General features: G+C 28.8%; 20 protein-coding genes. 18 read left to right on the forward strand and 2 right to left on the reverse strand.

Annotated features, from left to right (window positions below; translation table 11 throughout):
* Window positions 1-2: 2 nt before the first annotated feature.
* The 7 genes from ispE to rho all read left to right on the forward strand — a co-directional run bounded on the left by ispE (window position 3) and on the right by rho (window position 7,570).
* Complete coding sequence (gene ispE / locus psyc5s11_RS02965) at window positions 3-845, forward strand: 4-(cytidine 5'-diphospho)-2-C-methyl-D-erythritol kinase (RefSeq protein WP_224038116.1); 843 nt, start codon at window positions 3-5, stop codon at window positions 843-845.
* 63 nt (window positions 846-908) lie between these two features.
* Window positions 909-1,676 carry a stage II sporulation protein R gene (gene spoIIR / locus psyc5s11_RS02970; RefSeq protein ID WP_224036156.1) on the forward strand — a complete coding sequence of 256 codons (768 nt, stop codon included), beginning with the start codon at window positions 909-911 and terminating at the stop codon, window positions 1,674-1,676.
* 10 nt (window positions 1,677-1,686) lie between these two features.
* Complete coding sequence (locus psyc5s11_RS02975) at window positions 1,687-2,676, forward strand: tRNA 4-thiouridine(8) synthase ThiI (protein ID WP_224036157.1); 990 nt, start codon at window positions 1,687-1,689, stop codon at window positions 2,674-2,676.
* Window positions 2,677-2,843: 167 nt separating this feature from the next.
* Window positions 2,844-3,260, forward strand: a complete 417-nt coding sequence (locus psyc5s11_RS02980; protein WP_224036158.1) for a DUF1934 domain-containing protein — start codon at window positions 2,844-2,846, stop codon at window positions 3,258-3,260.
* 351 nt (window positions 3,261-3,611) lie between these two features.
* Window positions 3,612-3,917: a hypothetical protein gene (locus psyc5s11_RS02985; protein WP_224036159.1), complete on the forward strand. Its 306-nt coding sequence runs from the start codon at window positions 3,612-3,614 to the stop codon at window positions 3,915-3,917.
* A 162-nt stretch (window positions 3,918-4,079) separates the two neighbouring features.
* Window positions 4,080-5,690, forward strand: coding sequence for a CTP synthase (locus psyc5s11_RS02990; protein WP_224036160.1), 1,611 nt, complete (start codon window positions 4,080-4,082; stop codon window positions 5,688-5,690).
* A 269-nt stretch (window positions 5,691-5,959) separates the two neighbouring features.
* Complete coding sequence (rho, locus tag psyc5s11_RS02995) at window positions 5,960-7,570, forward strand: transcription termination factor Rho (protein ID WP_224036161.1); 1,611 nt, start codon at window positions 5,960-5,962, stop codon at window positions 7,568-7,570.
* Window positions 7,571-7,616: 46 nt separating this feature from the next.
* On the opposite strand, the gene psyc5s11_RS03000 is transcribed toward rho, so the two are convergent.
* Both psyc5s11_RS03000 and rpmE read right to left on the reverse strand, forming a co-directional pair.
* Window positions 7,617-8,723: an MGDG synthase family glycosyltransferase gene (locus tag psyc5s11_RS03000; RefSeq protein ID WP_224036162.1), complete on the reverse strand. Its 1,107-nt coding sequence runs from the start codon at window positions 8,721-8,723 to the stop codon at window positions 7,617-7,619.
* A gap of 251 nt (window positions 8,724-8,974) precedes the next feature.
* A complete protein-coding gene (gene rpmE / locus psyc5s11_RS03005; protein ID WP_224036163.1) occupies window positions 8,975-9,184 on the reverse strand; it encodes a 50S ribosomal protein L31 in 210 nt (69 codons plus the stop codon).
* A gap of 229 nt (window positions 9,185-9,413) precedes the next feature.
* Here rpmE and psyc5s11_RS03010 point away from each other — a divergent pair, with 229 nt between their 5' ends.
* The 11 genes from psyc5s11_RS03010 to psyc5s11_RS03060 all read left to right on the forward strand — a co-directional run bounded on the left by psyc5s11_RS03010 (window position 9,414) and on the right by psyc5s11_RS03060 (window position 20,850).
* Window positions 9,414-9,998, forward strand: a complete 585-nt coding sequence (locus psyc5s11_RS03010; RefSeq protein ID WP_224036164.1) for a thymidine kinase — start codon at window positions 9,414-9,416, stop codon at window positions 9,996-9,998.
* A gap of 25 nt (window positions 9,999-10,023) precedes the next feature.
* Entirely contained in the window at window positions 10,024-11,793 is a 1,770-nt protein-coding gene (gene prmC / locus psyc5s11_RS03015) for a peptide chain release factor N(5)-glutamine methyltransferase (RefSeq protein ID WP_224036165.1), read from the forward strand.
* Between the two features lie 113 nt (window positions 11,794-11,906).
* The gene (prfA, locus tag psyc5s11_RS03020) at window positions 11,907-12,989 is read left to right on the forward strand and encodes a peptide chain release factor 1 (RefSeq protein ID WP_224036166.1); all 1,083 of its coding nucleotides are present in this window, start codon (window positions 11,907-11,909) and stop codon (window positions 12,987-12,989) included.
* 214 nt (window positions 12,990-13,203) lie between these two features.
* On the forward strand, window positions 13,204-13,791 hold the full coding sequence (locus tag psyc5s11_RS03025; protein ID WP_224036167.1) for a hypothetical protein: 588 nt from the start codon (window positions 13,204-13,206) through the stop codon (window positions 13,789-13,791).
* A 225-nt stretch (window positions 13,792-14,016) separates the two neighbouring features.
* On the forward strand, window positions 14,017-15,066 hold the full coding sequence (locus psyc5s11_RS03030) for an L-threonylcarbamoyladenylate synthase (RefSeq protein WP_224036168.1): 1,050 nt from the start codon (window positions 14,017-14,019) through the stop codon (window positions 15,064-15,066).
* A gap of 260 nt (window positions 15,067-15,326) precedes the next feature.
* Entirely contained in the window at window positions 15,327-15,776 is a 450-nt protein-coding gene (gene rpiB / locus psyc5s11_RS03035) for a ribose 5-phosphate isomerase B (protein WP_224036169.1), read from the forward strand.
* Between the two features lie 84 nt (window positions 15,777-15,860).
* Entirely contained in the window at window positions 15,861-16,490 is a 630-nt protein-coding gene (gene upp, locus psyc5s11_RS03040; protein WP_224036170.1) for a uracil phosphoribosyltransferase, read from the forward strand.
* A 141-nt stretch (window positions 16,491-16,631) separates the two neighbouring features.
* On the forward strand, window positions 16,632-17,126 hold the full coding sequence (locus tag psyc5s11_RS03045) for a deoxycytidylate deaminase (protein ID WP_224036171.1): 495 nt from the start codon (window positions 16,632-16,634) through the stop codon (window positions 17,124-17,126).
* A gap of 132 nt (window positions 17,127-17,258) precedes the next feature.
* Entirely contained in the window at window positions 17,259-18,407 is a 1,149-nt protein-coding gene (gene wecB / locus psyc5s11_RS03050) for a non-hydrolyzing UDP-N-acetylglucosamine 2-epimerase (RefSeq protein WP_224036172.1), read from the forward strand.
* Window positions 18,408-18,527: 120 nt separating this feature from the next.
* Window positions 18,528-19,709, forward strand: a complete 1,182-nt coding sequence (locus psyc5s11_RS03055) for an acetyl-CoA C-acetyltransferase (RefSeq protein WP_224036173.1) — start codon at window positions 18,528-18,530, stop codon at window positions 19,707-19,709.
* A gap of 772 nt (window positions 19,710-20,481) precedes the next feature.
* Entirely contained in the window at window positions 20,482-20,850 is a 369-nt protein-coding gene (locus tag psyc5s11_RS03060) for a hypothetical protein (protein WP_224036174.1), read from the forward strand.
* Window position 20,851: the final 1 nt, after the last annotated feature.

Raw genomic sequence — 20,851 nt, forward strand, 5'->3', positions numbered from 1 at the left:
AAATGAAGATTAAGGCTTATGCAAAAATAAACATTGCCTTAGATGTTGTCGGAAAAAGGGATGATGGATATCATTTATTAAGAATGATAATGCAGACTATAGATTTATATGACATAATTAAAATTGAAAAAATTAATTCTGGCATAAAGTTAAGATGTAATAAACCCTATGTTCCTACAGATGAAAGGAATTTAGCATACAAAGCAGCAAACTTATTTAAGGAAACTTATTCTATTAATGATGGAGTTGATATTGAATTAATTAAAAACATACCAGTTTCAGCTGGATTAGCAGGTGGAAGTACGGATGCTGCAGGTGTTTTGAAACTTATGAACAAATTATTTGACATAAATGCAGATGATAATGAATTAAAAGCTTTAGGATTGAAGCTCGGAGCGGATGTCCCATATTGCATAAATGGTGGAACTGCATTGTGTGAAGGTATTGGAGAACAAATTACCCAATTGAAACAATTTAAAAATAAAATCTTGGTTTTAATAAAACCACCTTTTGGAGTATCAACTAAACAGGTTTATAAAAGCTTTGATTTATCAAAAGTAATTTTTCATCCAAGAATAGAAACATTAATAAAAAGTATGGAAAATGATGATATTTATTTTGTAGCAAATAATATGAAGAATTTATTAGAAAATGTAACTTTAAAAAAACATAGAGTTATTACTAATATTAAAGAAGAAGTTAGTTTAAATGGTGCTATTGGAACCATGATGAGCGGCAGTGGTCCTACTGTTTTTGCCTTTTTTGATGATATGCTAACAGCTCAAATGTGTTATGATAATATGAAGAAGAAATATAAAGATGTATTTATAACAAGAACAATTTAATTTTAAGTAAATGTATAAAAGGCCTCCAAGTGGTAATAATTTTAACTACAAGGGGGTTTGTTTATGAAAAAAATGTTAGAATTAAAAAAAGTAATTTCTATTGTTTTGATATGTATTAGCATAGGTATATTTCAAGGATGTACAAGCATTCCGGAGTGTGTGGATAAAAACATTGGGAGTAAGTTATATGAATTGGAAAATAATACTAAAAGTGAAGACGGAATTAGAACTCTCAATTATGATGAGGTGAAAGATTCATTAATAAGATTTCATGTTATTGCTAATAGTGATAATGAAGAGGATCAGAATTTAAAGTTAAAAGTCAAAAATAAAGTTATAGATTATTTATATCCTTATTTAAATAATTCTCAGTCATTAGATGAATCTAGACAAATTATAAAAGATAGAATGCAAGAAGTCAAAAAGCTTGCAGAAGAGGTAATTAAGGATAATAATTATGAATATGACATACAAGTTGAACTATCTAGGGAAAATTTTCCGGATAAGTCTTACGGAAATATAACTTTACCTCAAGGTAATTATGAAGCTTTTAGAATAATAATAGGAGATGGACAAGGCAAAAATTGGTGGTGTGTAATGTTTCCACCATTATGTTTTGTGGATGAATCTAAGGCAGAAGTAGAGTATGATAAAACAGAAAACAAAATAAATTCAAGGAAAAATAACTCAAATTTAGAGATGGACTTAGATTCTAATGAAAATAAATATGAGGGATTAGATACACAAAATGATAATAGTAAAAATAACAATAAAAATGATGTACAAATAAAATTTAAAATAGTAGAAATAATCAATAATTTATTTAACTAGGAGGATCAATATGACAAGGGCATTAGCTATGATTTCAGGAGGATTAGATAGTATCTTAGCAGCTAAGCTAATCAAAGAACAAGATATAGAGGTAATAGGAATTTGTTTTAGATCATATTTTTTTGATGAAGAAAATGCGAAAAGAATGACAAAGCAAATAGGAATACAATTGGAAGTAATAGACTTTTCTAAGGAACATTTTGATATGGTTAGAGATCCTAAGCATGGGTGGGGAAAAAATATGAATCCATGTATAGATTGTCATTCTATGATGATGAGATATTCAGGTGAATTGCTTGAAAAATTTGACGCGGATTTTATTATTACAGGTGAAGTTTTGAATCAAAGACCTATGTCACAAAATAGATCTGCGTTAGATGTAGTAAAAAAGCAATCTGGATTTAATGATAAAATTTTAAGACCATTATGTGCAAAAAAAATAAAAGAAACGCAAATGGAAATTGATGGATTAGTAGATAGAGAAAAACTATTAGATCTTTCAGGAAGAAATAGAAAACCTCAAATGGCATTGGCTGAAAAGTGGGGGATAAAGGACTACCCATCTCCAGCAGGAGGGTGCAAATTAACAGAACCTAATTATTCTATTAGATTAAAAGATATTTTAGATGCAAAAGAAGATGTTACAGAAAAAGATATACACTTATTAAAGTATGGACGACATTTTGTAAGTGAGAATAAGACTAAAGTAGTAGTATCAAGGACTGGAGAAGAAGGAGAACAAATAAAACAATTGTTAAATAATAAAGATATGATGTTCTTCACTGCTAACTTTAATGGAGCGATGGTCATAATACCAGAAGGCAATAATCCTACTGATGATGATTTAATTTTTGCCTGTAGACTAGCTGCTAGATATAGTAAAGGAAGAGAAGAGGAATTAGTTAAAGTTAAATTTGGACAAGTATCAACCGAGTTTGATATGACTAAAGACGTTAATGCTATGACTCAAGAAGAATTGGATAAATATATTGTTAATTAAAAATTAATATATTGAATATGTTGGCAGTAAAAAATATAAAATATGGTTATTAGAGTTCAAATGTATAAGTTATACAACTATATGTGTAAGATATAAAATATGATGTAAAATAGAACATATGCATCATGTTAAATTATAAAGGTGAATATAAAAAATGGAGGAAAATTATGAAAAAAAAGGCAATTATCACTGTTGATAGTGCTGTGTTAAATGAAGACGATGATATGATAAGTGTAGTAACACCAGGTGATTTTTATGAAATGGAAGATGGTTTTAAAGTAGAATATAACGAAACGAAAATTTCGGGAATGGAAGGAACAAAAACTACAATAATAATAAGAAAGAATTCTTTTGATTTAATAAGAGAAGGAACTACAGAAACTAAGATGGAATTTGAAAATAATAAAAGAACAGTATGTTTATATAAAACACCTTATGGAGTATTGGATGTTAAAATAAATACTAAAAAGCTTGATATTAATATAAAAGAAGATGGCGGAACTATAAATACAATGTACATATTAGAAATAGGTGACCAAACTGCATTAAAAACTAATTTAACTATTGATATAAAAGTGAATTAAAATTAGAAATATTATATACCATAAAAAATTGGATATATATTTATTAGATAGGACTAACAAAGTTTCGCTGAAGGCGACTAAATGGCAGGTTACACTCATTTCGGTTTGTTCCAAATATAAAAGCTCCAGGGAGAAAGTTCGAAGAATGAAATGTAAAATTTCAATTCTCACTTTTTGGAGCATCACTTTTGGGACTCTTACTTTTAGGACAAACTGAAAAGGAGCAGCCTGCCATTTATTAATTTTAACGAATTATTTAGAAATCTATATTTCAATAAATATTAAAAGAATAAAATGAAAATGATTAAATTTTGAAGTGGAGGGATATAATTTATACGAGGAGGAATGATTATGAAAAATAAATTAAAATATGTAAAAATATTAAATAATATATGCAGTTATTATGGTATTAATGAAGAAGAATTTATCGAATTGTTAAAGAATAGAGATAATAAATATATATTACTACTAATTTTAAAGAATAATCATTGTTTAGAAATGGATGAAATTAAGGAAATATTTAAGTTGAAAACAGCTAAGAGTATAAACAGTAGCCTAAGATTAGCAGAAGAGAAGTTATTAGTTAATAGACTCTTCAGAGAAAAATATTTTGAATTAGAAAATAATATAGAAAAGAATGACATGACTAATTTATAAAAAAAGACTAGATATTAAGATGAATATATGATATTATAATACCTATGTTATTAAGCAAGACAAATAACCCAAAATATTATTTTATTGGGTAATAAACATTATATCAGAAGATGAATGGGAAGTCAACATTAATATTATAATTTTTATATAGGGAGGAAAAAGATGAGCATTAAATACATTTTTGTTACAGGTGGAGTTGTTTCAGGGATAGGAAAAGGAATAACAGCAGCATCTCTTGGAAGATTATTAAAGAATAGAGGGGTAAATGTTTCTCTTCAAAAATTTGATCCATATTTAAATATAGATCCAGGAACAATGAGTCCTTATCAACACGGAGAAGTTTTTGTAACTGATGATGGAGCTGAAACTGATTTAGATTTAGGACATTATGAAAGATTCATAGATGAAAACTTAACTCTAAATTCAAATGTTACAACTGGTAAAATATATAGTTCAGTTATAGAGAAAGAAAGAAGAGGAGAATATCTTGGAGGTACAGTTCAAGTAATTCCGCATATAACTAATGCAATAAAAGATAAAGTTTATCAAGTAGCAAACGAAAGAAATGTAGATGTAGTAATAACTGAAATTGGTGGAACTGTTGGAGATATAGAATCTCAACCATTTTTAGAAGCAATTAGACAAATTAAGAGTGAAGTTGGAGCGGAAAATGTTTGCTATATTCATGTTACTTTAGTACCATACTTAGGAAAAGCGGGAGAATTAAAGACAAAGCCTACTCAACATTCTGTAAAAGAATTAAGAATGATTGGTATTCAACCAGACATAATAGTTTGTAGATCAGAAAAAGAATTATCAGATGATATAAAAGCTAAAATCGGTTTATTCTGCAATATGGAGGCGAAATCAGTAATTCAAAATTTAGATGCAGAAAACTTATATGAAGTACCATTAATGTTACATAATGAAGGTTTAGATAACTTAGTTTGTGAAAAATTACATTTAGGATGTAGAGATATTGATAATTCTGAATGGATTTCAATGGTAGAGAAGATAAAGAATCTTAAAAATAATGTTAAGATTGCTTTAGTTGGTAAATATGTTGAATTACATGACGCATACATATCGGTAGTTGAAGCATTAAGCCATGGTGGATATGCTAATGATTCTAATGTGGAGATTGAGTGGGTTAATGCAGAAGATATCGAAGCAGGGGATGTAAATGCAATCCTTAATGGTGTAGATGGTGTATTAGTTCCAGGGGGATTTGGAGACAGAGGAATTGAAGGTAAAATAACTGCAATAAAATGGGCTAGAGAAAATAAGGTTCCTTTCTTGGGGATTTGCTTAGGAATGCAATGTTCTGTAATAGAATATGCAAGAAATGTGTTAGGACTTGAAGGAGCAAATAGCTCAGAAATAAATCCAAATACAAAATATCCTGTAATAGATCTTATGAATGATCAAAAGGATATAGAAAACCTTGGTGGAACAATGAGATTAGGGAAATATCCATGTAAATTAGATGCGGAAAGTACTTCTTATAAAGTATATAATTCTGATATTATAAGTGAAAGACATAGACATAGATATGAATTTAATAATGAATACAGAAAACAAATATCTGAAGCAGGAATGAGAATTGCAGGAACAAGTCCTGATGAAAGATTAGTTGAAATTGTTGAAGTTAATGATCATCCATGGTATGTAGCAGTTCAATTTCATCCAGAATTGAAATCAAGACCAAATAAACCACATAAATTATTCATTGGATTTATTAAAGCTGCATTAGAAGAAAATAAATCAAAATAAATTTGTCTTATGATAAAATTTAATATATAATAAGCTTTGAATATAGCAATTAACATGAACTGGTAAGTATTTACCAGTTCAAAATTATATGCAATTATAAAGAACCAAAATATAATTTCTAGGTATATAATCAAATAATATTACTGAAATATTCTAAAGTATAATCTCACATCTAGTTATCTAGCTATTAAAATTTCTCATATAAATAGAAAAAATAATAAAAGAATTGATATTTATAGATTTGTAATCTATAAATTGGAGGTGCAAACTTGACAAAACAAGAATATGAAAGCATGACTTTAATAAATTTAAAAGACATTGCTAAAAACTTAGGTGTTAAAAATATATCTAAATATAAGAAAAATGAATTGGTAGAAGAGATATTGAAGACTTCTGTTAATTTTGTGGAAAAAGATGGTGTGATATTAAAAGAAAATATAGCTCCTAAAATTGCAGAAAAACCTGAAAGAAAAGAATTAATACCAAATACTACGGTAAAACCTGAAAGAAAAGAATTGATACCGAATACAACCGTAAAACCTGAAAGAAAAGAATTAATACCAAATACTACGGTAAAGCCTGAAAGGAAAGAATTGATACCGAATACAACCGTAAAACCTGAAAGAAAAGAATTGATACCAAATACAACAGTAAAAAGAGATAGTAATGAAGTTTCAAGAGCAATTAATAATATAGAAGGAAATACAGCAAATACTGATGCTGAAAACATAGAAAAAAAAGAACAATTGAAAGAAATGATAGATGAATCTAGCGTTGAAAAAGGAATTTTAGAAATTTTAGAAAATAATAGTTTTGGTTTTTTAAGATGTAAAAATTACTTGACTAGCAGTGAGGATATTTATGTTTCTCCATCCCAAATTAGAAGGTTTAATTTAAGAACAGGGGATGAAGTTGAAGGTAAGGTAAGACGAGCAAAAGAAACTGAAAAATTTAAAGCTCTTTTATTTGTTCAAAAAGTTAATGGGGAACATCCAGAAAAAGCTGCAGGTAGAAAATACTTTGAAACTTTAACACCCATATATCCAAAAGAAAGACTTAGATTAGAAACAACTGATAGAAATGATTTATCATCTAGATTAATGGATATAATTTGTCCTATAGGTAAAGGACAAAGAGGGCTAATAGTAGCACCTCCTAAGGCAGGAAAAACTACTTTGTTAAAAAAAGTAGCTCAAAATATATCTTTAAATTATCCTGATATTAAATTAATAGTATTACTTATAGACGAAAGACCAGAAGAAGTTACGGATATGAAGAGATCTATAAATGGAGATGTAGTTTATTCTACTTTTGATGAAGAACCACAAAATCATGCTAAGGTAGCTCAAATGGTTTTAGAAAGAGCTAAGAGAATGGTAGAACAAGGAAAAGATGTTTTTATTCTCATGGATAGTATAACTAGATTATCAAGAGCATATAACTTAACAATAAATCCAACTGGTAGAACATTATCTGGTGGACTTGATCCAGGAGCACTTATAATGCCTAAAAAATTCTTTGGAGCAGCAAGAAATATTGAAGAAGGTGGAAGTTTAACAATACTTGCAACTGCACTTGTTGACACTGGTTCAAGAATGGATGATATGATATTTGAAGAATTTAAAGGAACAGGTAATATGGAAGTTCATTTAGATAGAAGATTACAAGAAAGAAGAATTTTCCCTGCTATAGATATATATAAATCAGGAACTAGAAAAGAAGATTTAATTGTATCTAAAGAAGAACTAGAAGTATCGTTTGCCATAAGACAAACAATGTATAGAGATAAAAATGGAGATAATGTTACAGAGAATCTTATTAATATGCTATCTAAAAACCGTGATAACAAAGAATTTATAGATACTTACTTGAAAAAATAGAAGTAATATAAAAAAAGATGACCATTAGATTTTAGTGGTCATCTTTTTATTTGAGTAAAATTAAATTATTTGCTATATCAACAATCTTTGTTAAAGAATAAGTTGAAGACAATAATTTGAGATTAAATTTCATTTTAGATAATTCATCTGGATTTTCTATTAAATAATTTACTGAATCATTAATTTTATTTAAATCTTTAACATATATAGAATATCCTTCAGTAGTAAGAAAATCTATATTTTCATTTTCTTGGCCAGGAATAGCAAAAGGAATAATCAAAGGGATATTTTTAACTATGGATTCTGTAACAGTTAAACCGCCAGGCTTTGATATTATCACATCGCAATAATCCATTAGATAAGAGATATCTTTAGTGAAACCTAATATATGAAGTTTTTTATTTTCAAATTCATTATCATTACAATATTTTGTTAACTTATTTTTCAAATGATCATTTTTGCCACAAACTACGGTGATTCTTAGTTTATTTGGATTTTTTAATAACTCCTTGAGAACTATAAATATAGTATTTAATCCAAGACTTCCACTCATAAGTAATAAATTAAAATATTCATCATCCTTTAAATCATTAACGGATGTAACTTCGGTATAAAACTTGCTATTTATAGGAATCCCTACGGGATATATCTTATCAGGTTCAATATTTCTATCTATTAATGATTGCTTAGTGTAATTACTACCAGTAATATAAGCATCAATATAAGAATCTACATATAAATAATGGGCTTTAAAATCTGTAACTATTAAAACGTATGGGATCTTTAATCCGTGTTTTTTTAAGTCTGAAATCACACTGATACTAATAGAATGGGTGGCAACAATTATATCAGGTTTAATTTCAGCTATTAATTTTGAAACTTTTTTCTTTGCAAGAAAAAATGGGAACCTCAATATTTTATTGATTAATTTTTTATCGGTTAAATAATAAAACCAACCATAGAATTTTGGAAATTTTGAGGCTAAAAGTTCATAGCCGATTACAATTATATCATTAAGAATTTTACTATTCTTAGCTAAAAAATCAAGTTTTATTATTTCATAACCATCATTTTCAAAAGATTCAGCTACTGAAGCAGCAGCTTGATTATGTCCTTGACCTGTAGATGTTGTAAAGATTAAAACTTTTTTCATGAAAGTCACTCATTTCCACTGTATTATATTACATATTCTATCATATTTATTATAGAATTTAAATATCAGTATATTAATATTTAATTAATTAAATGCAGATAATCAAGAATAAACCTTTAGTTCAATGGTTTTAAATTAAAAAATCATTGAAATTTGATTATTTCAATGAATAAATAAAAGCTTAAATTTTTATGATTGTATAGTCGCAAATTTAAAGAAAAAGGGAAAGACAATGTCTTTCCCTAAGCTTCTTACTTTTCGTCAAGGTTGAATCTCTTTTTAAATTTATCAACTCTTCCGCCGATGTCCATGATTTTTTGTTTACCAGTGAAGAATGGGTGGCATTTAGAGCATATTTCAACTTTTAGTTCTTCTTTAACAGAACCAGTAGTGAAAGTGTTTCCACATGCACACTTAACCACTGATTCGTGGTGGTATTCTGGATGTATGCCTTCTCTCATTATTTTTCACCTCTTTCAATTATATAAACTTATGTTAATTATTCAATAACAACCATTAGATTATATCATAGTCGATTTTTAGCGTCAATAATAACTTGGATAATTAAATCACTGAAAATTAAGAGTGAAAATAGTTAACATAGGATGAATAATATAAAAATATCTTTTTATGCTGAGTATTAAATGATATAATCGAATATGATATCTTAATAAGGAGAGTACTTTAGGAATGAGTAAATTATATTTTAGATATGGCGCTATGAATTCAGGTAAGTCGACTCATTTAATGCAAGTTGCTTATAATTATGAAGAGCGTGGAATGAAAGTAATCATTTTAAAACCCAAGATTGACGATAAAGGCGGAGATACGCTTGTATCTAGATTAGGTGTAAATAGGCAAGTTGATTTGCTAATTTCAGAATATGATAATATTTTAGAAATAATGGTGAGCTTCTTAAAAGAAAATAAAAGAATAGATTGTATATTAGTGGATGAAGTTCAATTTATGAAAAGCACTCAAATAGATCAATTATTTGAAATTGCAGTTAAAAGTAATATACCTATTATATGTTATGGACTCAGAACCGATTTTAAAAGAGATGGATTTGAAGGTAGCATGAGACTTCTATTATTAGCGCATAGCATAGAAGAAATGAAAACTATATGTGCATGTGGCAAAAAAGCTATATTTAATGGAAGGAAAATAAATGGAAAGTTTGTATTTGAGGGAGAACAAATTGCAATTGACGATAAAAATGATGTTCAATATGAATCATTATGTGGAGATTGTTATTACAAATACACCGAAAAATAAGATAAGAGAGTAAGTGATTTTATTAATGAAAAGATGTGATGTTGGAGGTCAAGCAGTTATAGAAGGCGTTATGATGAGAGGTGGTAAAAGTCTTGCAACAGCTGTTAGAACTCCTAATGGAAATATAGAAATAGAATATAAAGATAACAAACCGTTAACAAAAAAATATCCACTATTAAATATACCTTTTCTTAGAGGCTTTTTTGTTTTCATAGATTCAATGAAAGTTGGAATGCAAGCTATGAATTATTCAGCTTCATTTTTAGAAGAAGAAGTAGAAAGCCCTTCAAAATTTGAAATATGGCTAGATAATAAATTTGGTGAAAGAGTTAATGATATATTTATGGGTATAACAATGATTGTTTCTTTCATTTTTGCAATTGGTCTTTTTGTTGCATTACCAACTGGTATAGCCTCTATCTTCAATAAAGCAGGAATGTCTAATATAATACTACATTTAATTGAAGCAGCTATAAGAATAACAATTCTTGTTTTGTATATGTTTCTGATAAGCAAAATGAAGGATATATATAGAGTTTTTCAATATCATGGTGCTGAACATAAAACAATATTTTGCTATGAAGCTATGGAAGAGCTAACTGTAGAAAATGTTAAGAAACAATCAAGACTACATCCAAGATGTGGAACGAACTTCCTATTTTTAATAATGTTTGTTAGTATTGCAATTTTCTCTTTTACTGGTTGGGGTGGAATTGTAGAAAGATTGGCACTTAGAATAATACTTATACCATTAGTTACGGGAATTAGCTATGAAATTATAAAGTGGCTTGGGAAAAGTGATGGGATGTTATCTAAGATAATAGCATATCCAGGACTTAAATTACAATTATTAACAACAAAAGAACCGGATGATTCGCAAATTGAAGTTGCTATTGCAGCTTTAAAAGCATCAGAAGGAATTCAAGATTCTAATAAGAAGATTGAAGAATTAATAAATACTGGTACAACAACTTTAAAAGAAAATGGGATTGATACAGCAAGATTAGATGCAGAACTATTATTAGGAAACATAATTGAAAAAAATAGAGTGTATTTAATTACGAATAGAGAAGAAGAAGTTAGCCATGAAAACACTAAAAAATATTTTGATTTAATTGAAAAGCGAAGGAATAAAATGCCGGTTAAATATATTTTAAAAAAGTGTGAGTTCATGGGGATTGATTTCTATGTTGAAGAAGGAGTCTTAATCCCTAGAGGTGATACAGAAATATTAGTTGATGAAGTACTTAAAAACATACAAGAAGATGAAGAGAAAAATATATGTGATTTGTGCTCAGGTTCTGGTGCGATTGGTATAGCATTAGCTAGTTTTAGACAAAATGTCAAAGTGGATTTGATAGATAATTATCCTATTCCAGAAAAAGTTTCAATAATAAATATAAAAGAAAATAATTTAGAAAATAGAGTTTCATTTATAAAAAGTGATTTATTAGAAAAAGCTATAGAAAATAAAAATATCTATGACATAATAGTTTCAAATCCTCCATATATAGAGGAAGAAGAAATAGAAAGTCTGATGGATGATGTAAAAAAATATGAACCTCATACAGCTTTAAATGGTGGAATAGATGGACTAGATTTCTATAAAGAAATAATTAAGCAAAGTCAAGTTGCATTAAAGAATAATGGAATACTAGCATTCGAAATAGGACATAATCAAGCAGAAAAAGTAAAATTGTTAATGAAAGAAGGCAATTTTACAAATGTAAAAGTAGTTAAAGATTTTGCTAGTCTTGATAGAGTGGTAATTGGGTTTAAGGCTGGATTTTTGTAGCTAAGCTAGAATATTGTTAGCAGTTAGATGATTAATCTGATCTGCTATTTTTGAATATGACGTAAAATATGATATAATGTAGAAATATGAAAAATGAAGTACGGAGTGATTAAATGTTATTAGATAAATTACAATTTATAGAAAATAAATACGATGAATTATCAGTTAAAATTGGTGACCCATCAATTATGCAAAATCAAAATGAATGGAGAAAGCTTTGTAAAGAGCATTCTGATTTAGAAATCATAGTGAATAGTTATAGAGAGTATAAAAAAGTTACTGAAGATTTAAAAGCTAATAAGGAAATGCTAAGTGGTGAAAGCGACAGAGAAATGAGAGACATGTTAAACGAAGAAATAAGTGATCTCACAAATAGAGAAGTCGAATTGGAAAATGAAATACAAATTTTATTATTACCTAAAGACCCCAATGATGAACGAAATGTATTCGTAGAAATCAGAGGAGGTGCAGGTGGCGAAGAAGCAGCACTATTTTCATATAGTTTATTTAGGATGTTTACAAGATATGCAGAAACTCAAAGATGGTCTGTAGAGATTATGAGTTTGAATGAAACTGATCTTGGTGGATTTAAAGAAGTTGTATTTATGATTAAAGGTAATGGAGCTTATTCTAAATTAAAATATGAAAGTGGAGTTCACAGAGTTCAAAGAGTTCCAGATACTGAATCAAGTGGAAGAATTCATACCTCAACAGTTACGGTAGCAGTGTTGCCAGAAGTTGATGACGTTGAAATACAAATTGCAGATAAGGATGTTAGAATAGACGTATTTAGAGCTTCAGGAAACGGAGGACAATGTGTTAATACTACAGATTCAGCTGTTAGAATTACTCATTTACCTTCAGGACTTGTAGTTTCATGCCAAGATGAAAAATCACAATTGAAAAATAAAGAAAAGGCTATGAAAGTTTTAAAATCAAGACTTTATGAAGCGGCACAAAAAGAAAGATCAGATGGAATAGCTGAAGACAGAAAGAGTCAAGTTGGAACTGGAGATAGAAGCGAAAGAATTAGAACATATAATTATCCACAAGGAAGAGTTACTGACCATAGAATAGGACTAACTTTATATAAGTTAGACTCATTTTTAAGTGGGGATCTTGATGAGATGATAAATTCACTTATTACAGCAGATCAAGCTGAAAAAATGAAACTAATGGGAAATACACAACTGTAATAAAATTACTCCAAAAGCCTTGCATTAAATATGTAGGGCTTTAGGCATATTTAAGAAAATATGCTAATCTATTTTGTGAAAGATTACTCGGTGATGTTCAAAAATAGATAATATATGGGATTAATATATTGTCTTGCTATTTTGTAAAATATACATCGCATCTTTCATGCGTTCTTTTCTTTCATATTTCTTAAAAGTAATTGGGGGATTGAATATGAATATATATCAGGCTATAAAAAAGGAAAAATCACATTTGAAAATATTAATAATAACTATGGTTATTATTTTAATTATTCTTCCTATAGTATTAATGATAACTGGATTAACAACTATGTTTTATATAAGTTATGTGATTTTTATTGATTTGTTGATAGCAATAGCTATTATAATTAAAATGAATTCTTATAGGGTAGAATATAGATGTTTAAACAATAGATTAATATTCAAGGTAGGTATTTTTGCTAAGGAACATTTGATTATTTGTGATAAAGTTACATTAGTACATACTAATAAATCAGATTATGACTTAGAAATAGTTTTAATAACAAGTGTAATTTTTAAAAACAAGGGATTAAGACCAATAGATAATAACTTTTTAAAGAGATATCCACAAATTCTTGAGGAATATACTGATATTAAACAGCAAAACAAAAAAAGAGATTACTATTTTCAAGTGATCAAAAGAGGGGGATTAAAAAAATACTTACTACTAGACTCAATATATAAAAATTGTGTTAAGGCTATTTATACTGATGAAAGTATACAAAACATAAAGATAGCAAGAGGGCAACTTATAGTTTAGCAAGGTATTGGTAAATAAAATAAATAGTTAAATATCTTATTAGGAAACTCGACTCATGCGTTCGCTGAGTACTTAAAGAGTAAGCGACCATCATAAAATCATAGATTAGAGATGTCTGATTAACTGATTCACACAGAATCATTTTATAACGAGTTAACTAAGTTCAAGAAACCAAATATAAAATTTGGACTCTCATTTATCTACTTAAGAAAAGAGGCAAAACATTTGAAAACTAAGGTTAGTATAATTAAAAGCATCAAAGATGATGAAGAAAAAATAAAAGAAGCAGCTGAAGTTATAAAAAATGGTGGAACTGTAGCTTTTCCAACAGAAACAGTTTATGGATTGGGTGCAGATGCGCTTAATGCAAAAGCAGTGGAGAAAATATTCAAGGCAAAGGGAAGGCCACAAGATAATCCATTAATTATTCATGTTTCATCAAAAGATATAGAAGCATATGTGAAAGAAATTCCGGAAATAGCAAATAAGCTTATAGACAAATTTTGGCCGGGACCACTTACAATAATTCTGTGGAAAAAGGACATAATACCAGATATAACTAGTGCTAATTTGGATTCTATTGGAATTAGAATGCCCGACAATGAAATAGCAAGAAAACTCATTGAATTATCAAATACAACTATTGCAGCGCCTTCTGCTAATATAAGTGGAAGACCAAGTCCGACAGATTATGAGAGGTGTATTGAGGATTTAGATGGAAAAGTGGATTACATTTTAGGTGGAGCGCAAAGTGATATAGGTGTAGAATCTACAATAGTTGACTGTACTGTAGTTCCACCAATAGTTTTACGTCCAGGTGGTATTACATTAGAAATGCTTAAAAAAGTGGATTCAAGCATTGAAATAGATAATGCTATATTACAAAAACCAGGAGAAAATCTAAAGCCAAAAGCTCCAGGAATGAAATATAAACATTATGCACCTAATGCTAAGGTTACAATAATTTTAGGAGAAAGAAAAAAAACTGTTGAAAAAATAAGAGAAATGGTACACTATAATATAGAAAAAGGTAAAAAGGTATGCATCCTTACTGTTGAAGAAAATGTTGAAGAATATACAGAAGGTATAAGCATGGTTTTAGGAAGTGTATTAGATTTGTCAACAGTTGCTAAAAGTTTGTTTGAGGCTTTAAGAAAATGCGATGATTTAGGAGCTGATTTAATTTTAGCAGAAGGATATGAAGAAGAGGGCGTCGGAGTAGCTATTATGAATAGATTAAATAAGGCCGCTGGATTTGATATTATTGAAGTTTAATTTTTAAAGAGATAATATTGAAATAAATATTCTACAGAATAGAATGTTTATTCTGAACAATATTACTATATATATTCTTCAGAATATGAACATATAAAAAAGGCACTAAGTGAAATCAAGAACTTTTACACATATAAAAAAAGCATGCACTTATGAAAAAAGCGCGGAGCGCAATTAACAACTTATTAAGTATAACCAAGAACTTAACACTTATAAAATAAGTGTTAATACTAAATTATAATTCGGAGGAGGATTTAATTATGAAAATTGCAATTGGATGCGATCATGGTGGATTTGAATTAAAAAATGAAATTATTAAATTTTTAGAAAATGAAAAGTATGAAGTAAAAGATTTTGGTACATATTCAACTGGTTCTTGCGATTATCCTGATGTCGCACTGCCAGTAGCAGAAGCTGTTGTATCAAAAGAATATGAGATTGGTATATTAATTTGTGGTACTGGAATAGGAATTGGTATTGCAGCTAATAAGGTTCCGGGGATTAGAGCAGCGCTATGTTCAGACACGTTTAGTGCACATGCAACTAGAGAACATAATAATGCAAACATATTAACTATGGGGCAAAGAGTTGTTGGTACTGGGCTTGCTTTAGATATAGTAAAAACTTTTATAACATCAAAATTTGAAGGTGATAGACACCAAAATAGAATAGATAAGATTTCAGGAATTGAAAAGAAATACAATAAGTGATTTTAAAACATAAAAGCATAAGTTGGGACCTTAAGAAATTATATAGGGCTATAAATATATAAAGTGAAATTTGGAGGAATAATAATGAGTAAAGTTATAGAAATAAGTCACCCACTAATATTACATAAATTGGCGTTTTTAAGAGATGAGAAAACAGGTTCGAAGGATTTTAGAAAATTAGTAGAAGAAATTTCTATGTTAATGGCTTATGAAGTAACAAGAAATTTAAATATGGAAGAAGTTGAAGTAAAGACTCCAGTAGCCTTAACAAAATGTAAAATGCTTGCAGGTAAAAAGATGGCAGTAGTTCCTATTTTAAGAGCTGGTCTTGGAATGGTTGACGGAGTACTTAATTTAATTCCAGCAGCTAAGGTTGGACATATTGGATTATATAGAGATGAAAAAACACTTCAACCAGTAGAATACTTCTGTAAATTACCACAAGATATTGCAGACAGGGATATAATAGTTGTTGATCCAATGCTTGCAACGGGTGGATCATCAATAGATGCTTTAACTATGCTAAAAAATAGAGGCGCAAAAAGTTTGAAATTAATGTGTTTAGTAGGAGCACCAGAAGGAATAGAAGCTGTACAAAAAGCTCATGATGATGTTGATATCTATCTAGCTGCCATAGATGAAAAGCTAAATGAACATGGATATATAGTACCAGGTCTTGGTGATGCTGGAGATAGATTATTTGGAACTAAATAGGATAATGATTAAGAGTGAATAATGAACGATGAATGATTAAGGAAGAAAAGCCTACGGTTTTTCATAAAAAGTAATTGTAATTTCAACCTTAACCATTCATTATTCATCATTAATTATTAGTTAATTTGGGGGAATATGAAAATGGATAGACGTGATAAACAAAACTATTATTTAGATATTGCAGAAACAGTTTTAGAACGAGGAACTTGTTTAAGGAGAAACTATGGTTCAATAATAGTAAAAAATGATGAAATAATTTCTACAGGATATACAGGAGCGCCTAGAGGTAGAAAAAATTGCATAGATTTAAACAGCTGTATAAGAGAAAAACTTCAAGTTCCAAGAGGAACACAATATGAGCTTTGCAGAAGTGTACATAGCGAAGCTAATGCAATAATAAGTGCTCCAAGAAAAGACATGATTGGTGCTATATTATATTTAGTTGGAAAAGATGTAAAAACAAAAGAATATGTTATGGATGCTAATTCTTGTTCAATGTGTAAGCGATTAATTATAAATGCAGGTATTTCCTATGTAATTATAAGAGTTTCAAAAGAAGAACATAGGGAAATAAATGTAGATTCATGGATAGAAGATGATGATTCACTTAGAATTATGAAGGATGCAGGATACTAATCTATAATTGAAGCATGCATGTTGGTTTGATTTTTATAATTTAAAGTTAATATTAACAATGTGTTTGATTGATGAAGTCTGTATAAATAAGTAAATTAAAATCATTATATATTATAAGTAGGAGGGTGTAAATTGAATAAAAAGAAGATTATCACTATTTTTGGAACTAGACCAGAAGCTATAAAAATGGCACCATTAATAAAAGAATTAGAAAAAAGAGAAGAGATTGAATCAAAAGTTTGTGTAACAGCTCAGCATAGAGAAATGTTAGATCAAGTTTTAGATTTGTTTGATATTAAACCAGATTATGATTTAAATATAATGCAAACAAAGCAAACATTAACAGGTATTACAAATAGGGTTTTAGAGGGATTAGAAGAAGTATTTATAGAAGAAAAACCAGATATGATATTGGTACATGGAGATACAACAACTACATTTGCTGGTTCATTAGCTGCATTTTATCAACAAATTAAGGTTGGTCATGTAGAAGCAGGCCTTAGAACTTTCAATAAATATTTCCCATTTCCGGAAGAGATGAATAGAAAGCTAACAGGTAGTTTAGCAGATTTACACTTTGCACCAACTAAGGGTTCGAAAGAAAATTTACTAAGAGAAGGAATAAAGGAAAATGATATATATATTACAGGAAATACTGTAATTGATGCTATGAAGCATACTGTTGAAGAGGATTATATATTTGAAAGCGATGAGTTGAATAATATTGATTTCAGCAAAAAGGTAATAATGATTACTGCTCATAGAAGAGAAAATTGGGGCGAGGGAATTCAAAATATTTGTATAGCATTAAATAAGATAGTGGAAGAAAATAGTGATGTAGAGTTAGTGTATTTAGTTCATTTGAATCCTGTTGTCAAAGATGTAGTATTTGAAAGACTTGGAGGAAAGGATAGAATCCATTTATTATCTCCTTTAGATACTAAAGAAACTCATAATTTAATGAATAAATCATATATGGTAATGACAGATTCAGGTGGATTGCAAGAAGAAGCTCCACATTTGGGAAAACCAGTATTAGTACTTAGAGATGTTACAGAAAGACCGGAAGCAGTTGAAGCTGGAACTGTTAAATTAGTTGGAACGGATATAAATCAAATAGTAAATGAAGCAAATGAACTTATAAGAAATCCAGAAGCATATTTAAAAATGAGTAAGTCTATTAATCCGTATGGTGACGGAATAGCTTCTAAAAGGATAGTGGAATCTATATTAAGATATTTTGATTTAAGTTCAAGAGAAGTAGAAGAATTTAAAAGATAGAGTTTGTTTAAAATTTAACAATTAACTCTTGATAAAAGAAATAATAATGTTATAATTAAGTCATGTTAATAGTTTAACGAATGTTAATAAAATAATTTATAAGATTTTAGGAGGTCAAACATGAGAGACGTAGTTATTGTAAGTGCAGTAAGAACAGCAGTAGGCAGTTTTGGCGGGTCACTTAAAGATGTATCAGCAGTAGATTTAGGAGCTTTAGTAATTAAAGAAGCAGTAAAAAGAGCTGGTGTTAAACCGGAATTAGTTGAAGAAGTTATTATGGGAAATGTAATTCAAGCAGGACTTGGACAAAATACAGCTAGACAAGCAACTATTAAATCAGGATTGCCACAAGAAGTTTCAGCTATGACAATAAATAAAGTATGTGGGTCAGGACTTAGAGCAGTTAGTTTAGCAGCTCAAATGATTAAAGCTGGAGATGCAGATGTTATTGTTGCAGGTGGTATGGAAAGTATGTCACAAGCTCCGTATGTATTAAAAAGTGCTAGATGGGGACAAAGAATGGGCGATGGCAAAATGGTCGACACAATGATAAATGATGCATTGTGGGATTCTTTTAATAACTATCATATGGGTAACACAGCTGAAAATATAGCTAAACAATGGGGATTAACAAGACAAGAACAAGATGAATTTGCAGCATCATCACAACAAAAGGCTGAAGCAGCAGTTACATCAGGAAGATTCAAAGACGAAATAGTTCCAGTTGTTATTCCACAAAGAAAAGGAGAACCAAAAGTATTTGATACAGATGAGTTCCCAAGATTTGGATCAACAGCAGAAACTTTAGGAAAATTAAAGCCAGCTTTTATTAAAGATGGTACAGTAACAGCAGGTAATGCTTCAGGAATTAATGACGGAGCAGCAGCATTTGTTGTTATGAGTGCAGAAAAAGCAGCGGAACTAGGACTTAAACCATTAGTTAAGATCCTTTCTTATGGATCAAAGGGATTAGATCCAGCTATAATGGGATATGGACCATTCCATGCAACTAAGAAAGCTTTAGAAAAAGCTAACATAACAGTAGATGATTTAGACTTAATTGAAGCTAATGAAGCTTTTGCAGCTCAAAGTTTAGCAGTTGCTAAAGATTTAAAGTTTGATATGTCAAAAGTAAACGTAAATGGTGGAGCTATTGCTTTAGGGCATCCAGTTGGAGCATCAGGAGCAAGAATTTTAGTTACTCTTCTTCATGAAATGGAAAAGAGAGATGCTAAAAAAGGACTTGCAACACTTTGTATAGGTGGAGGAATGGGAACAGCTATTATAGTTGAAAGAGTTTAATAGACGTTTGCATTTTATTGTGAAAAAGGTTACTATGATATTAATCATAGGAACCTTTTTTTTATTGATTTCAAATTTATACACAGATAAGTATAAAGTTATAAAGTTTATAAAGAAAGCAAATATACATGCATATTTAAATAGAAACAGGTTGGTCTGAAAAATAGAATTGATTGTAGAAATTTAAGGTATCGATTAACTATATTCAATATTATAATAGCACTTAGGTAACACTATGATTTTCAATAAACCCTATAAAAATGAAATATTAAAAAACAATAAAAATCACAAGGCGTTTTGATTACTTTGTAACATAGTCCGGATAAGGACTTAACGTTAAGAATATTGATATTATATAGTGATTATATGCTTATAAAAAAATAAATATTGAATAAGAACTAATTTATATATTCACTAATACAAAAAAGATAAGAGTGAACAGATTGTTATAAAAAACAAAAAGTAGAAGTATTTATCTCAAAATTATAGTATTATTAAAATCCTATGGTAATTAATGTAATGAAAATGTTAACATGAATAAAATAAACTTTATTCATGTTTCGAAATATTCAGAAAAATGAATGGTGATAAAATTTATTATTCAAAAATCAAGAAAAATGGAGATATACCTTATATTAACTGAGTATTTAGTAGTATAAGGCGTATAAATTCATTTAAAACGAAAAAATAGCGAATTTTACCTTAAAATAGTATTTTATTAAAGATAAAGATAAAGATATAATAACTCATATTGAAGGTAAGGAGGTTAGACATGAATAAAGAGATGAATAAGTTACTTCTACATATGGTACAATATGATTTAGTAAGTGGATTATTTATATCTTTAGTTATAGGAATAATTTCTACTTTCATGAATGCAGGAAGTTATTTAGCAGGTATAAGTGTAGCAACAATAAATTTTTTTGTTAGTGGATATGTTATTTCAAAGTATCTAGGACAAAACAAAAAACAATTGTTTATTATTGCATGTTATTTTTTAAGGATGGGATTTATAATAATTAGTATAATACCTTTCGTAAAAAATACAAATCGTATAGTATTTTATGTCATAGGATTTATTACACACTACATAATAATGCTTATAGTTTTTGGCATAAAAAATAGGAAAGGAAGTGTTTAGG

It is taken from the genome of Clostridium gelidum (assembly GCF_019977655.1).
Lineage (GTDB): Bacteria > Bacillota > Clostridia > Clostridiales > Clostridiaceae > Clostridium > Clostridium gelidum.

Excerpts from the sequence above, each read along its gene's own strand:
- psyc5s11_RS03000 (WP_224036162.1), bottom strand. The coding sequence starts at position 8,723 with ATGAAAAAAGTTTTAATCTTTACAACATCTACAGGTCAAGGACATAAT.
- ispE (WP_224038116.1), top strand. The coding sequence starts at position 3 with ATGAAGATTAAGGCTTATGCAAAAATAAACATTGCCTTAGATGTTGTC.
- psyc5s11_RS02990 (WP_224036160.1), top strand. The coding sequence starts at position 4,080 with ATGAGCATTAAATACATTTTTGTTACAGGTGGAGTTGTTTCAGGGATA.
- psyc5s11_RS02975 (WP_224036157.1), top strand. The coding sequence starts at position 1,687 with ATGACAAGGGCATTAGCTATGATTTCAGGAGGATTAGATAGTATCTTA.
- psyc5s11_RS03010 (WP_224036164.1), top strand. The coding sequence starts at position 9,414 with ATGAGTAAATTATATTTTAGATATGGCGCTATGAATTCAGGTAAGTCG.
- psyc5s11_RS03060 (WP_224036174.1), top strand. The coding sequence starts at position 20,482 with ATGAATAAAGAGATGAATAAGTTACTTCTACATATGGTACAATATGAT.
- rpiB (WP_224036169.1), top strand. The coding sequence starts at position 15,327 with ATGAAAATTGCAATTGGATGCGATCATGGTGGATTTGAATTAAAAAAT.
- psyc5s11_RS02980 (WP_224036158.1), top strand. The coding sequence starts at position 2,844 with ATGAAAAAAAAGGCAATTATCACTGTTGATAGTGCTGTGTTAAATGAA.
- upp (WP_224036170.1), top strand. The coding sequence starts at position 15,861 with ATGAGTAAAGTTATAGAAATAAGTCACCCACTAATATTACATAAATTG.
- spoIIR (WP_224036156.1), top strand. The coding sequence starts at position 909 with ATGAAAAAAATGTTAGAATTAAAAAAAGTAATTTCTATTGTTTTGATA.
- psyc5s11_RS03025 (WP_224036167.1), top strand. The coding sequence starts at position 13,204 with ATGAATATATATCAGGCTATAAAAAAGGAAAAATCACATTTGAAAATA.
- psyc5s11_RS02985 (WP_224036159.1), top strand. The coding sequence starts at position 3,612 with ATGAAAAATAAATTAAAATATGTAAAAATATTAAATAATATATGCAGT.
- prfA (WP_224036166.1), top strand. The coding sequence starts at position 11,907 with ATGTTATTAGATAAATTACAATTTATAGAAAATAAATACGATGAATTA.
- prmC (WP_224036165.1), top strand. The coding sequence starts at position 10,024 with ATGAAAAGATGTGATGTTGGAGGTCAAGCAGTTATAGAAGGCGTTATG.
- rpmE (WP_224036163.1), bottom strand. The coding sequence starts at position 9,184 with ATGAGAGAAGGCATACATCCAGAATACCACCACGAATCAGTGGTTAAG.
- psyc5s11_RS03055 (WP_224036173.1), top strand. The coding sequence starts at position 18,528 with ATGAGAGACGTAGTTATTGTAAGTGCAGTAAGAACAGCAGTAGGCAGT.
- psyc5s11_RS03045 (WP_224036171.1), top strand. The coding sequence starts at position 16,632 with ATGGATAGACGTGATAAACAAAACTATTATTTAGATATTGCAGAAACA.